Raw genomic sequence first — 13204 nt, 5'->3', positions numbered from 1 at the left:
TCGGCAGTTAATGTTCCGGTCATGGCGAGGAAGAGGGCGTTGCCGTTCGATCCTATTGACGAGGCCTCGCGGCAGTGGGGGCGACGGTGGGGCGCGGTCGAGCAGATGCGGGCCGTCACGTCGCTGATGCGGGCCCAGCAGATCGTCATCGGTGAGCTCGACGACATCCTGAAGCGGCACGGGCTGACGTTCGCGCGGTTCGAGGCGCTGGTGCTGCTGACGTTCTCCCGGCGCGGGTCGTTGCCGCTGGGCAAGATGGGGGAGCGGCTGCAGGTGCACCCGACCTCGGTGACGTCGATCGTACGGCGCTTGGAAGCGGCCGGCCTGGTCACCCGGACGCCGCACCCGGACGACGGCCGGGCCGTCCTCTGCGAGATCACCCCCGAGGGCCGCGAACTGGTCGAACGCGCCACTGCCGACCTGGTCGCTGCCGACTTCGCCCTGTCCGGCCTCACCGACGATCAGCTCAAGATGCTCTGGTCCGTCCTCGAACCCCTCCGCCACAACGCCGGCGACTTCACCTAGATCCCCGGGAGCAGGGCCCGGATCTCCAGGCCATCACAACCGCGCTGCTCTGCGTCCCTCCACGCGGCGGCCCGCCGCCGGCGCGCGATTGTGATGGCCTGGCGGTCCGTCACCAGTTGGAAATAGTTGGACGTCCTAGTATTTTGGGACCAGTTCCCGAGGAGGTCTGACTGATGGATGCCGAGCAGATTGCGGCCGGCCGGAGCCGGTGGCAGCAGCGGTACGACGCGGCACGGCGGCGGGAGGCGGATTTCACCACGCTCTCCGGCGTCGAGGTCGCCCCGGTGTACGGGCCTCCCGAGGGCGTGGACGACCCGCGGATGGACCGGATCGGCTGGCCCGGTGAGTTCCCGTTCACCCGCGGTCTGTACCCGACCGGCTACCGGGGCCGCACCTGGACGATCCGCCAGTTCGCCGGCTTCGGCAACGCCGAGCAGACCAACGAGCGGTACAAGATGATCCTCAACGGCGGTGGCGGCGGCCTGTCGGTCGCGTTCGACATGCCGACGCTGATGGGCCGCGACTCCGACGACCCGAAGTCGCTCGGCGAGGTCGGGCACTGCGGGGTCGCGATCGACTCCGCCGCCGACATGGACCGGCTGTTCAAGGACATCCCGCTGCAGGACGTCACGACCTCGATGACGATCTCGGGTCCCGCCATCCCGGCGTTCGTGATGTACCTGGTCTCGGCCGAGCGCCAGGGCGCCGACATCACGAAGCTGAACGGGACGCTGCAGACCGACATCTTCAAGGAGTACATCGCGCAGAAGGAGTGGCTGTTCCCGCCGGAACCGCACCTGCGCCTGATCGGCGACCTGATGGAGTACTGCGCCTCGACCATCCCGGCGTACAAGCCGCTCAGCGTCTCCGGCTACCACATCCGCGAGGCCGGTTCGACGGCCGCGCAGGAGCTGGCGTACACGCTCGCCGACGGATTCGGGTACGTCGAGCTGGGCCTCAGCCGGGGCCTCGACGTCGACGTGTTCGCGCCCGGCCTGTCGTTCTTCTTCGACAGCCACCTGGACTTCTTCGAGGAGATCGCGAAGTTCCGCGCGGCCCGGCGGATCTGGGCCCGCTGGCTGCGTGACGTCTACGGCGCCCGCACCGAGAAGGCTCAGTCGCTGCGCTTCCACACCCAGACGGCGGGGGTGTCTCTGACCGCCCAGCAGCCGTACAACAACGTCGTCCGGACGGCTGTCGAGGCGCTGGCCGCCATCCTCGGCGGGACGAACTCGCTGCACACCAACGCGCTCGACGAGACCCTCGCGCTGCCGAGCGAGGAGTCGGCCGAGATCGCGTTGCGGACCCAGTCGGTGCTGATGGAAGAGATCGGGGTCACCAACGTCGCCGACCCGCTCGGCGGGTCCTGGTTCGTCGAGGCGCTCACCGACGACATCGAGGCACAGGCCGAAGAGATCTTTGCCCGGATCAAGGAGATGAGCCCGGACGAGTCGATGACCGGCGGCATTCTGCGCGGGATCGAGGACGGCTGGTTCATGGCCGAGATCGCCGACGCCGCTTTCGAGTACCAGCAGCAGTTGGAGAAGGGCGAGAAGAAGATCGTCGGGGTGAACACCCTGACCGACACGGTCTCCGGTGAGCTGTCCATCCTCCGGGTCAGCCACGAGGTGGAGGTCGAGCAGTGCAGGGTGCTCGCGGAACGCAAGGCGCACCGCGACGAGGACCGAGTACGTCGTACGCTGTCCGCTCTGGTCGAGGCGGCCAGAGGGACCGGCAACCTCATCGAACCCATGCTGGAGGCGGCGCGTGCGGAGGCCACGATGGGGGAAATCTGTCACGTTCTTCGGGAACAGTGGGGCGAGTACCGAGAACCCGCCCGGTTCTGAGGACCCGCCGGCAGAACCTCCACCGTCACCGACCCCTGCCGGCAACGGTGGCGGTCCGCTCGACGGTCGCAGCGTGGTCGTCTGTGGTTCGGACCGCACGATGCTGCGGGTCGTCACCGAACTGGTCGACTCCGGCGAACGGGTCACCGCGATCGTCAACCCCGCGTCCCGGCACTACGAACGGATCGGCGAGCTCGGCGCGCAGGTGATGGGTGTCCGCGTCGTCAGCGAGGCGCTGTTACGGCGCGCGGGGATCGATTCCGCGGACGGGCAGCCGTCGACCGCGCGTGCCCTGGTGCTGCTGGACAACGACGACGTACGCAACGTCCACACCGCGTTGACCGCGCGGGACATGGATCCGAATCTGCGCATCGTGGTGCAGATGGTCAACCCGCGGCTGGGTGAGCAGTTGCACCGGCTGCTCGGCGACTGCGTGGTGATCTCGGGCCCGTCGCTGGCCGCGCCGGCGTTCGTGTCGGACGCCCTCGAGGACGACGAACTGACCTGGCTCGACATCGGCGGACGCCGGCTGGTCGCCGGACAGGCCGAGCTGATTCGTGGACCGCATCTGGCAGTGCTTGCCGACACCACTTCGTCGGCGACGCCGGAACTGCTGCCGGTCGTGAGTTCCGATCCGACCGGCGACATCGTCCTCGGCACCGGCGTCCGCAGCGTCTGGCGGACCAAGGACGTACGGCGGGCCGGGTGGCTGATGGCGATGCGCGACATCTTCGATCGCCGGGTACGGCGGATCGCCGCGGTGATGGCGTTGCTCGTCATCGGCGGGACGGTGCTCACGCACTACATGGCGAACATCGACTGGTTGCGGGCGCTCTACCTGGCCGCCGGTGCGGTGACGTCGGCCGGGATCGAGGACGACGCGTTCTCCGACGCGGCGCCCTGGACGAAGGTGGCCGCGGTCGTGGTGCAGTTGACCGGCATCGTGCTGGTGGCGCTGCTGACCGCGGTGATCGTCGACTCGTTGATCGGGGCCCGGCTGTCGCGGGTGATCGGCGGTGTCCGCGGCCGGCCCCGGAACCATGTCGTCGTCTGCGGTCTCGGGACGGTCGGCGCGCGCGTCCTGGAGATCCTGGCCGAGCGCGGGGTCGCGGTGGTCGGGGTCGAGCACGACGAGGACGCGCCCGGCGTACAGACCGCGCACCGGTTGCGGATCCCGGTGGTGATCGGGGACAGCAGCAACGAGGAGACGCTGCGGTTGGCCGGCGTCCAGCGGTGTCAGTCGGTGCTGGCGCTCACCGATGGCGACATCACGAACCTGGAGTCCGCGATGGTGGTCCGCGATCTGAACCCGGAGGCGCGGATCACGATGCGGATGTTCGACCACGACCTGGCCCAACGGGTCGAGCGGCGGCTCGGGCTCGGGCACAGCCGGTCGGTGTCGATGCTGGTCGCGCCGGCGATCGCCGCAGCGGTGGCGAACCGGCGCAGTCAGGTGACCGTGCCGGCCGGCCGCCGGGTGCTGCTGCTGACCGAGGTGACCGTGGAGCCGGGATCGGTCGCGGGCGGCCTGCGGCTGGGCGAGCTGGGTGAGGCGGGCGGTCTGCTGATCCTGGCGCGCCGGAACGGGACCACCTGGGACTGGTCGCCGGCGTCCGGCAAGGTGCTCCAGCCGGGCGACCGGATCGCCGTCGCCGGCACCCGCAGCGGCCTCGCCCGACTGCTCCTGGCGACCCGGGCGCACCACAGTTGAGGGCTGTCGGGGAGGATGGACCCGTGAACGTGAACGGAATGCGAGGGCAGTCGTGAGTCAGTCGAACTTCTCCCGTCCCGGGGCGATCGATCTGTCGTCCCTGCGCAAGCCCGGCGCGGCGCCTGCCGGTCCCGGTGGCACACCGGCCGCGGGTGGTGCACCGGCCGGCGGCGGCGCTGTGGGGTCGTATGCGCTGAACGTAGATGAGCCGACCTTCCAGGCCGATGTGATCGAGCGGTCGCTGCAGGTGCCGGTGGTGGTCGAGTTCTGGTCGCCGCGGTCGCAGGCCTCGACCTCGCTCAGTGCGGTGCTGGTCCAGCTGTCGACCGAGTACGCCGGCAAGTTCCTGCTGGCCCGGGTCGACATCGACGCGAACCCGCAGCTGGCCCAGGCGGTCGGCGTCCAGACGGTTCCGCTGGTGATCGCCGTACTGCGGGGTCAGGTGGTCCCGCTGTTCCAGGGCGCGCTGGGGGAGTCGGAGGCGCGGCAGTACCTCGACCAGCTGCTCACGGTGGCGGTCGCAAACGGCATCACCGGGCGGGCCGAGCCTGTCGGTCCGGCGGCCGAGGCTGCGTCGGAGGAAGAAGAGCCGCCGCCGAACCCGCGGTACGAGGCGGCGGAGAACGCGGTCGGTGCCGGTGATCTGGACGGCGCGATCGCGGCGTACGAGGAGCTCGTGAAGGAGACCCCGAACGACGCGGAGGCGAAGGCCGGTCTGGCCCGGGTCCAGCTGGTCAAGCGGACCCAGGACGTGCCGGCCGACGTCCGGGCCCGTGCGGCCGACAACCCTGCGGATGTCGAGGCGCAGAAGCTGGTCGCGGACGTCGACCTGATGGGCGGCCACATCGAGGACGCCTTCAACCGGCTGATCAACACCGTCCAGGTGACCGCGGGCGACGAGCGCAACGCCGTCCGGCTGCATCTGCTGGAGCTGTTCGAGGTCGTCGGCGCCGACGACGAGCGCGTGATCAAGGCGCGTCGGCGGTTGATGGCCGCGCTCTTCTGATCTCTGGTCTGATCTGGATCGTTTCGGACCCCCTCGGCCGTGCTGGTCGAGGGGGTCTTTGCGTGTGTCCGTTCCCGGTCGGGTGTGAACTCTTGCAATCTTGGTCGTCCTGGTTTGAGAATTATTCACATGAGCGTTCTCGCCGCGTCGCAGCAGCCGAGCCTGGAAGCCCGGATCAAAGGGTTGCTGCCCGCGCTCAGCCCGGCGCAAGCCCGGATCGCGACCGAGGTCCTGCGGGATCCGGCCGGTGTGGCGGCGTCGACGATCGGCCAGCTCGCGGCCCGCTGTGGGACGTCGCTGCCGAGTGTCACGCGGTTCTGCCTCGCGCTCGGGCTGTCCGGGTACGCCGAGCTGCGGCTGGCGCTCGCGGCCGAGAGCGGGCGGACCAGCAGCAGTTGGGAGCGGGGGACCGGTGCCGAGGTCGGGCCGGACGACTCGCTGGAGGACGTCCTGCAGACGCTGCTGCGCGCCGACACCCGGGCGCTCGAGGACACGGTCGCGTCGATCGACGTGCGTGCGCTCGGCCGGGCGGTGCAGGCGATCTCCGACGCGCGGCGGATCGACATGTACGCCGTGTCCGGGTCAGCGTCGACCGCCGAGGATCTGCGGCTGCGGCTGCACCGGATCGATCGCGCGGCCAGCACCTGGAGCGACGTGCACAACGCGTTGACGAGTGCGGCGTTGCTCGGTCCCGGTGATGTTGCCATCGGCATCTCGCACAGCGGCGAGACGGTCGAGGTGCTGGAGCCGTTGCAGCGCGCGGGGCGTGGCGGTGCGACGACAGTTGCCGTGACCAACTATCCGCGGTCGCCGCTGGCCCTGAGTGCGGACGTCGTCCTGCTGACCGCTGCTCGTGATGTCACCTTCCGCACCGGCGGGATGTCGGCTCGCCACGTGCAGATGCTCGTCCTCGATGCGCTGTATCTCGGGGTGGCGCAACGCGACTATCCGCTGGCCGAGCAGGCCTTCGACGCCACGGCCGAAGCTGTTGCGTCCCATCGCAAGCGCTCCTGATTTGCCCGTGATTGCTCCGTCCACCCGCCCGTGAAGGAGAACCATGCAAAGCCCCCACCAGATTCTTGGTCCCAGTCGTCGCGCCCTCCTGCTCGGTGCCGGCGCGGCCGCGCTGACTGGCGCGGTCTCGACCACGACTGCCGCGGCGTCAGGCGTCGTACCTGCTGCTGCGGCGATTCCGTCGCCTGACGACCTGCCGTTGACGGGTGGGCCGGAGTTCCCGATCGGGTTGTTCTGGCCGCCGCACCCGTACGCGAGTACGCCGGAGCGGTTCGCCGAGATCAAGGCGGCCGGGTTCGACTTCGTCATCTCCGGCAACTACGCCGGTGACGGCAACATCTTCCAGTACCAGCTCGGCCTCGCCCGCACCGCCGGGCTGCAGATGCTGATCTCGGACGACATCCAGATCCGCAACATGTCGCGCTGGTTCTCGATCTCCGACAACCCGGCCGACTTCCTCAGCGTCACCCCGGACGAGGCCCGCGCCCTCTACGTCCGCGCCCGCGACGCCTACGGTCCCTACTCGTCACTGGCCGGCTTCAACCTGTACGACGAGCCCGGCGCCGGCTGGTTCGGCACGCTGGCGAAGGCCGTCGCGGTTTCTCGCGAATTGGCTCCCGCGTTGCTGCCGTACATCAACCTCTTCCCGTCCGACGATCCGGCGTACTACCGCAGCTTCGTCGATGTCGTGAAGCCGTCGCTCATCTCGTTCGACCGGTACCCGCTGCTGTCCGAGGGCCGCGAGGACGGGAACTACTTCCACAACTGGGCGATCGTGCGCGACGCCGCACTGCACGGCGACATCCCGTCCTGGGTGTTCATCCAGACTCTCTCGTACAACAACCACCGGGAGCCGACCGCGGCCGAACTCCTGTGGCAGGTCAACATCAGCCTCGCGTACGGCGCGAAGGGCATCCAGTACTTCACCTACTGGACTCCGGAGGCCGCTCGCGGTGAAGGTTTCGGCCCGGCGCTGATCACGGTCGACGGTCGTCGCACACCCCGGTACGCCGCCAGTCGCACGATCAACACCACCTGGCTTCATCAGGTCGGTCGCGAGCTCAAGCCGCTCGTGTCCGAGTCCGTTGTCCATGCCAACGAGACGCCGTTGCCCAACGGGACGGTGGGTTTCACTCCGACGGACCTGATCTCCGGTGTCTCCGGGTCTCCTGTCGTGGTGGGCACCCTCCGCTCTCGCGACGGCTCGGCCGATCGGTGGGTCCTGGTCGCCAACCGGTCCCACTCCGCCGAAGCCCGGACGACGCTGACGCCCCGGTTGTCCGGCGTCTCGGCGGTCGGTGTGTTCGATCCCCGTACGCAGACCTACAGGGCGCGCGGGACCGGTCCTGTGCCGCTCATGCTGGCTCCAGGCGCCGCCACGTTGCTCAAGCTCGAAGCGCGCTGAGGGCTCAGCCGGTCTGACCCGTGTAGATCCCCAACGCCCGGAAGCGCAGAGCCGGCGCCGCGTACTCCTCCAGCGCATGTGCGGTCCATCCGATGATCCGCGCCAGCGCGAACAACGCGTCGCCGGCATCTGCCCGGAACTCGAAGGCATGCATCATCGCCGCCACGGCGAGGTCGCTGTTCGGGAACGACGGCATCCGCGCGGCCAGCACCTGAATCGTCTCCACCACCGGGTGGTCGCCGAGGATCCCGAGCAGCACCTCGGCGCGCGGATCCCGCTCCTGGTAGATCCGGTGCCCGAACCCCGGCACCGGTTCACCCGACCGGAGCTGATCCGACAACGCCTGGAGTGGATCACGCTGGGCGCGCTGGAGGAACTCGTACGCCAAGGTCGGTGCGGCGCCGTGGTACTGCCCGTCCAGCGCGCCCAGTCCCGCCGACACCACGGCGTACAGATTCGCCCGGGCACTTGCCGCCACTCGGGCGGCGACAGTCGACACCGCCAGGCCGTGGTCCGCCAGCAGGATCAGTGCCGCGTCCAGCACCTCCGGCTGTGGCGGGTAGGGCGAGAGCTTCGGCCAGAGTCTCTTGCCCAGCGAATCCTGCGCGCCCGCCGGTCGTCCTGGCAGAGCAGCAACCAGTACGCCGATCAGCTTCTCCGCGGCCACGACCACCGACCGCGGTGTCAGGTCGAACCGCATCGGATCGGCAGCCCCCAGTACGGCGACAGCCACCCGCAGTTGGTCCGTGAGGCGCGCCGAATCCGGCAGCACGCTCATCGCCAACCGGGCGAGCTGCACCGAGTCACCCGGCGCCGGGAACATCCGCTGCTTGGTCAGCTCACCGGTCCAGAGCAGGTGGGCCACCGACTCGACTGTCTGGTCGGTTGCGAGCTCTCTGACTGAGTGGCCGCGGTAGTACAGCTCGTCGTCCTGCAGGAGGGTGAGCTCGGACTCGATCTGCTCGACGACGCCGGAGTGTTCCACGGACTTGCTGGCCAGCCGCTCGACGTCCGCCGCCGCGAAGAGGCTGCCGCGCCGACCGCGGGCCCGGACGCTCGTCAGCAGCCCGCGGCTCACGTAGGCGTAGATCGTCTCCGGCTTCACCTTCAGCTTGCGCGCGACCTCAGCCGTGGTCAGGTAATTCTCGTCACTCTGCTGGCTCATCCAGCGCTCCTCCGGCCCTTCATGTTGACTGGATCAACATTGACAATAGTTGATTCCCTGTCAACTCTGAAGGTATGTCAACAACAATCAATGTTCCGCCTGGCCTGCGCAACGTCGTCGTCACCGAGACGACCCTCGGTGATGTCCGCGGTGACGAAGGGTTCTACCACTACCGCCAGTACTCGGCGATCGACCTCGCCAAGTCGAAGACGCTGGAAGACGTCTGGTTCCTGATGTTCGAGGCCCGTCTCCCGACCGCCGAGGAGCGCGACCGCTTCGTCGCCGAGCTCGCGCCGTTGCGCGTGCTGCCGGACGAGGTTCGTGCGGTGCTGCCGGCGATCGCGACTGCCGGCCCGTCGTTCAACCCACTGGCCGGTCTCCGCACCGCGTTGTCGCTACTGGCCGCCGTACGGAGTCTCGCGCCGTTGTGGGACGCGGACCCGGTACGGCGGAAGGCCGACGCGATGCTGGTGTGCGCGGTGACGCCCACGATCCTGGCAGCGCTGTACCGCCTGCGTGAGGGGCAGGAACCGCTCGAGCCGCGCGCTGATCTCACCGCCGCGGCGAACTGGCTGTACATGGTGACCGGCGCCGAGCCGAGCGCCGTACAGGCAGCTGCGATCGAGCACTACCTGGTCGCGACCGTGGACCACGGGTTCAATGCGTCGACGTTCACCGCCCGGGTGATCGCGTCAACGGGTGCTGATGTCGTGGCCGCCATCGCCGGTGCGATCGGAGCCTTCTCGGGACCACTGCACGGTGGGGCGCCGGACCGTGCGCTGGCCAGCCTGGACGAGATCGGTACGCCGGATCGCATCGACGCCTGGGTGCGCGCGAAGGTGTCGGCAGGGGACCGGATCATGGGCTTCGGGCACGCGGTCTACCGGACCGAGGACCCGCGGTCGCTGATGCTGCGCGACATCGCCCGCGGCCTGGGCGGGGACCTGGTTGACTTCGCCACCACCGTGGAGCAGCGCATCGTCGACGTACTCGCCGAGCTCAAGCCGGGCCGCAACCTCTACGCCAACGTGGAGTTCTACGCCGGCGTCGTGATGGAACTCTGCGGCCTGCCGCGCCCGATGTTCACGCCCACCTTCACCGTCAGCCGCGTCATCGGGTGGTCCGCCAACATTCTCGAACAGTCCACCGACCCCAAGATCATCCGCCCCATCGCAACCTACGTCGGTCCGCAGCCTCCGGTCCCTGTCGTGTAGTCAGGCGGCGGGTTTGAACCGCATGGAGTCGTCGGTGATCGGGCCGAAGCGGAGCAGGACCAGGTCGCGGGGGTAGTTCTGGCGGAGGCGCCAGGGGCCGCGGGTGCCTTGGCGGGGCAGGACGGACGCGGCCCGCTGGATGTAGCCGGAGGAGAGATCGACCACGGGACGGCGTGGGGCGTCGTACTCGGACTGGTCGATCTCGGGCACGCAGATGCTGGTGCCGGTGGCGGTGAGGTGGTTGAGCAGGCGGCAGACGTACTGCGAGGTCAGGTCGGAGCGGAGCGTCCACGAGTTGTTGGTGTAGCCGATGCACCAGGCGAGGTTCGGTACGCCGCTCAGCATCATCCCCTTGTAGACGAACGTGTCGTGCGGGTCCACCGCCCGCCCGTCGACCGTCAGCTGGATGTTGCCGAGTGCAACCATGCGCAGTCCGGTCGCGGTGACGATCAGGTCGGCCTCCAGTTCCTGCCCGGAGCGCAGTCGCAGACCGGTCCGCGTGAAGGTCTCGATCTCGTCCGTGACCACAGCGGCCGAGCCGTCACGCAGTACCTCGAACAGGTCCGCGTCCGGCACCAGGCAGAGCCGCTGGTCCCACGGCTTGTAGCGCGGGGTGAAGTGCGGGTCCAGCGGGATCGAGTCCGGCAACTCCTTCGCCACGGTCCTGTTCAGCAGCCACGCAGCATGCGCCGGCCACCTCCGGAAGGCGCTGTAGACAGCCGTACTGAACAGCACGTTCTTGCCCCGGATCACTCGGTGCGCGAGCTTCTCGGGCAGTACGGCGCGCAGGCGGTCGGAGAACGCGTCGTGAGCCGGTCTGGACGCGACATAGCTCGGTGAGCGCTGCAGCATCGTCACGTGCTCCGCCGTACGAGCCATCGCCGGTACAAGCGTCACAGCCGTCGCGCCGCTGCCAACCACCACCACCCGCTGACCGGTGTAGTCCAGGTCCTCCGGCCAGTGTTGCGGATGCACTACCTGACCCTGGAACTCACTCTGCCCCGGGAAGTCGACCACATAGCCCGAGTCGTAGTCGTAGTACCCGCTGCACACATACAGGAACGAGCACGTGTACGACGCCTCTGTGGTCTCCACGGTCCACCGCGCATCCGCCGACGACCACGACGCCCGTACGACGCGCTGCCCGAACCGGATGTGCTCGTCGATGCCGTAGGTGGATGCGGTCTCGTGCAGGTACTCCAGGATCGACGGGCCGTCCGCGATCGCCTTCGCCGCCGTCCACGGGTGGAACGGGAAGCCGAGGGTGAACATGTCGGAGTCGGACCGGATCCCGGGGTAGCGGAACAGGTCCCAGGTGCCGCCGATGCTCTCGCGCGCCTCGAGGACGGCGTACGTCCGGTCCGGGCACTGCGTCTGGAGCCGGTAGGCGGCGCCGATGCCGGACAGGCCGGCCCCGACGACGAGGACGTCCAGGTGCTCCATGAATGCCTCCTGGGTTCCTGTTGAGTACCTGGTCAAGAGTACGTGGCGCGGGCACGATGGTGCTTGTTCGTGTCTGCCACGTCACAGGAGGTGAGCCGGAAACATGACTGGGAAGTTGATGGCCGGTGCTGTCGATTCCCACTGCCGCCGATCGTCAGCAAGATGTCCAGTACACACCCGATTCAAGGGAGCCGGAGATGGCGCAGTACGTGTTCTTGCTGTACGACAGCGAAGAATGGTTCGACAACCTCACGCCGGAGGAGTGGCAGCAGGCGATGAAGCTGCACGGCGCGTTCACGGAGGCCGTGCAGAAGGCCGGAGCGCGGGTCCTCGGCGGCGAGGCGCTGGAGCGGTCGACCACCGCGAGCACGGTGCGGCAGCGCGAGGGTGCCGAGCCACTGGTCACCGACGGCCCGTTCATCGAGACCAAAGAGGCCCTCGGCGGCTACTACGTGATCGAGGCCCGCGACCTCGACCAGGCGCTCGAGCTCGCCAAGGTCTGCCCGTCGGGGAACGTCGAGGTCCGCCCGATCATGGACACCTCGTCGGACGCCGAGGCGCCGGCCTGACATGTCGCAGCAGCCGGGTGCACCGACGGACGGCCCACCGTCGGCGTACCCGCCTGCACGGGGATGAGTGAGGTGGGACCGGCGTCGGTGGTCGAGGTGGCTCGGGCGGTCGACCGGGCGCACCGGGAGAGTTGGTCGACCGTGCTCGCGTCGGTCGTGCGGCTGACGCGGGATCTGGATCTGGCCGAGGACTGCACGCAGGACGCGTACGTGCAGGCGTTGCGGACCTGGTCGGACGGGCTGCCAACGAACCCAGGCGGTTGGCTGACCACCGTCGCGCGGCGGCTGGCACTGGATCGGATGCGGCGGGAGACGAACCTGCGGCGGAAGCTCCCGTTGCTGGTCGAGGATCCGCTCGCATCCGACGACGACGAGCAGCCGACGGATCCGCTTCGGTTGGTGTTCACCTGCTGCCACCCGGCGCTCGCGCGTGACTCGCAGGTGGCGTTGACGTTGCGGCTGATCTGCGGCCTGACCACGCGCGAGGTGGCGGCCGGCCTGCTGATCAGTGAGCCGACGGCGGCCGCACGGATCACCCGGGCGAAGAAGAAGATCGCGGCGGCCTCGATCCCGTACCGGATCCCGGCCGATGACGAGTTGCCGGCGCGACTGGACGCCGTACTGACGGTCGTGCATCTCGTGTACACGGCTGGGCATGTGGCAGCCGGGTCCGAGCTGACTCGTGCGGATCTGACCGGGCGGGCGGTCGAGTTGGCGCGGATGCTTGTGCGGCTGATGCCAGCCGAGGCGGAGCCGCAGGCGTTGCTGGGGTTGCTGCTGATGACGGAGGCGCGCGGCGATGCGCGGCTGAGCGATGACGGGGAGTTGGTGCTACTCGCGGATCAGGACCGGTCGCGGTGGGACATCCGGCTGCTGGCCGAAGGCGTGTCGAGGGCGACGACCGCGCTGGAGCGGGGACAGGGTCGATTCGCGCTGCAGGCAGCCGTGGCTGGGTTGCACGTGACCGCTCCATCCTGGGAGAAGACGGATTGGGGTCAGGTCGTGCGCATGTACGACGCCATGATGGTCAGCTGGCCGACCCCCATCGTCGCCCTCAACCGAGCCGCCGCCCACAGCCTCGTCCCCGGCGCCGACCTCGACACCGTCCTCGCCGAGCTAGATGCCCTCAGCAACGAGCCCGCCCTCAAGACCTACGCCTACCTCCCCGCGGCCCGCGCCGACGTGCTGGCCCGCCTCGGCCGCACCGACGAAGCAGCCCAGGCCTACAAGACCGCCATCACCCTCACCGCCAACGAAACCGAACGCCGCTTCCTCACCCACCGCCTCGCCACCCTGCCCGCCTGA

At 68.9% G+C, this 13204-nt stretch carries 11 protein-coding genes; 9 read left to right on the top strand and 2 right to left on the bottom strand.

The features are described 5' to 3' along the window. Window positions 1–21 precede the first annotated feature (21 nt). The 6 genes from EV652_RS30735 to EV652_RS30710 all read left to right on the top strand — a co-directional run bounded on the left by EV652_RS30735 (window position 22) and on the right by EV652_RS30710 (window position 7508). On the top strand, window positions 22–525 hold the full coding sequence (locus tag EV652_RS30735) for a MarR family winged helix-turn-helix transcriptional regulator (protein WP_132212753.1): 504 nt from the start codon (window positions 22–24) through the stop codon (window positions 523–525). 173 nt (window positions 526–698) lie between these two features. Further along, on the top strand, window positions 699–2372 hold the full coding sequence (icmA, locus tag EV652_RS30730) for a coenzyme B12-dependent isobutyryl-CoA mutase large subunit (RefSeq protein ID WP_132212752.1): 1674 nt from the start codon (window positions 699–701) through the stop codon (window positions 2370–2372). A gap of 73 nt (window positions 2373–2445) precedes the next feature. After that, a complete protein-coding gene (locus EV652_RS30725) occupies window positions 2446–4083 on the top strand; it encodes an NAD-binding protein (protein ID WP_242002110.1) in 1638 nt (545 codons plus the stop codon). Window positions 4084–4135: 52 nt separating this feature from the next. Beyond that, window positions 4136–5089 carry a co-chaperone YbbN gene (locus EV652_RS30720; RefSeq protein ID WP_132212750.1) on the top strand — a complete coding sequence of 318 codons (954 nt, stop codon included), beginning with the start codon at window positions 4136–4138 and terminating at the stop codon, window positions 5087–5089. A gap of 129 nt (window positions 5090–5218) precedes the next feature. Beyond that, window positions 5219–6103, top strand: coding sequence for a MurR/RpiR family transcriptional regulator (locus tag EV652_RS30715; RefSeq protein WP_132212749.1), 885 nt, complete (start codon window positions 5219–5221; stop codon window positions 6101–6103). Window positions 6104–6146: 43 nt separating this feature from the next. After that, complete coding sequence (locus tag EV652_RS30710; RefSeq protein WP_242002109.1) at window positions 6147–7508, top strand: hypothetical protein; 1362 nt, start codon at window positions 6147–6149, stop codon at window positions 7506–7508. 4 nt (window positions 7509–7512) lie between these two features. On the opposite strand, the gene EV652_RS30705 is transcribed toward EV652_RS30710, so the two are convergent. Beyond that, entirely contained in the window at window positions 7513–8673 is a 1161-nt protein-coding gene (locus EV652_RS30705) for a citrate/2-methylcitrate synthase (RefSeq protein WP_132212748.1), read from the bottom strand. 74 nt (window positions 8674–8747) lie between these two features. On the opposite strand from EV652_RS30705, the gene EV652_RS30700 reads away from it, so the two are divergent. Next, window positions 8748–9887 carry a citrate/2-methylcitrate synthase gene (locus EV652_RS30700; RefSeq protein ID WP_132212747.1) on the top strand — a complete coding sequence of 380 codons (1140 nt, stop codon included), beginning with the start codon at window positions 8748–8750 and terminating at the stop codon, window positions 9885–9887. Here EV652_RS30700 and EV652_RS30695 read toward each other — a convergent pair whose 3' ends face one another. Beyond that, the gene (locus EV652_RS30695; protein ID WP_132212746.1) at window positions 9888–11330 is read right to left on the bottom strand and encodes a flavin-containing monooxygenase; all 1443 of its coding nucleotides are present in this window, start codon (window positions 11328–11330) and stop codon (window positions 9888–9890) included. A 197-nt stretch (window positions 11331–11527) separates the two neighbouring features. Here EV652_RS30695 and EV652_RS30690 point away from each other — a divergent pair, with 197 nt between their 5' ends. Both EV652_RS30690 and EV652_RS30685 read left to right on the top strand, forming a co-directional pair. Beyond that, window positions 11528–11899: a YciI family protein gene (locus EV652_RS30690; protein ID WP_132212745.1), complete on the top strand. Its 372-nt coding sequence runs from the start codon at window positions 11528–11530 to the stop codon at window positions 11897–11899. 63 nt (window positions 11900–11962) lie between these two features. After that, on the top strand, window positions 11963–13204 hold the full coding sequence (locus EV652_RS30685; RefSeq protein WP_132212744.1) for an RNA polymerase sigma factor: 1242 nt from the start codon (window positions 11963–11965) through the stop codon (window positions 13202–13204).

The organism is Kribbella steppae (genome assembly GCF_004342025.1).
Classification (GTDB): Bacteria; Actinomycetota; Actinomycetes; order Propionibacteriales; family Kribbellaceae; genus Kribbella; species Kribbella steppae.
This window is presented reverse-complemented; position numbering and strand designations above follow the sequence as displayed.

What these genes read in the sequence shown, in the direction of transcription:
- EV652_RS30735 (WP_132212753.1), top strand. Translation starts at nt 22, where the DNA reads ATGGCGAGGAAGAGGGCGTTGCCGTTCGATCCTATTGACGAGGCCTCG.
- icmA (WP_132212752.1), top strand. Translation starts at nt 699, where the DNA reads ATGGATGCCGAGCAGATTGCGGCCGGCCGGAGCCGGTGGCAGCAGCGG.
- EV652_RS30715 (WP_132212749.1), top strand. Translation starts at nt 5,219, where the DNA reads ATGAGCGTTCTCGCCGCGTCGCAGCAGCCGAGCCTGGAAGCCCGGATC.
- EV652_RS30710 (WP_242002109.1), top strand. Translation starts at nt 6,147, where the DNA reads ATGCAAAGCCCCCACCAGATTCTTGGTCCCAGTCGTCGCGCCCTCCTG.
- EV652_RS30705 (WP_132212748.1), bottom strand. Translation starts at nt 8,673, where the DNA reads ATGAGCCAGCAGAGTGACGAGAATTACCTGACCACGGCTGAGGTCGCG.
- EV652_RS30700 (WP_132212747.1), top strand. Translation starts at nt 8,748, where the DNA reads ATGTCAACAACAATCAATGTTCCGCCTGGCCTGCGCAACGTCGTCGTC.
- EV652_RS30695 (WP_132212746.1), bottom strand. Translation starts at nt 11,330, where the DNA reads ATGGAGCACCTGGACGTCCTCGTCGTCGGGGCCGGCCTGTCCGGCATC.
- EV652_RS30690 (WP_132212745.1), top strand. Translation starts at nt 11,528, where the DNA reads ATGGCGCAGTACGTGTTCTTGCTGTACGACAGCGAAGAATGGTTCGAC.
- EV652_RS30685 (WP_132212744.1), top strand. Translation starts at nt 11,963, where the DNA reads ATGAGTGAGGTGGGACCGGCGTCGGTGGTCGAGGTGGCTCGGGCGGTC.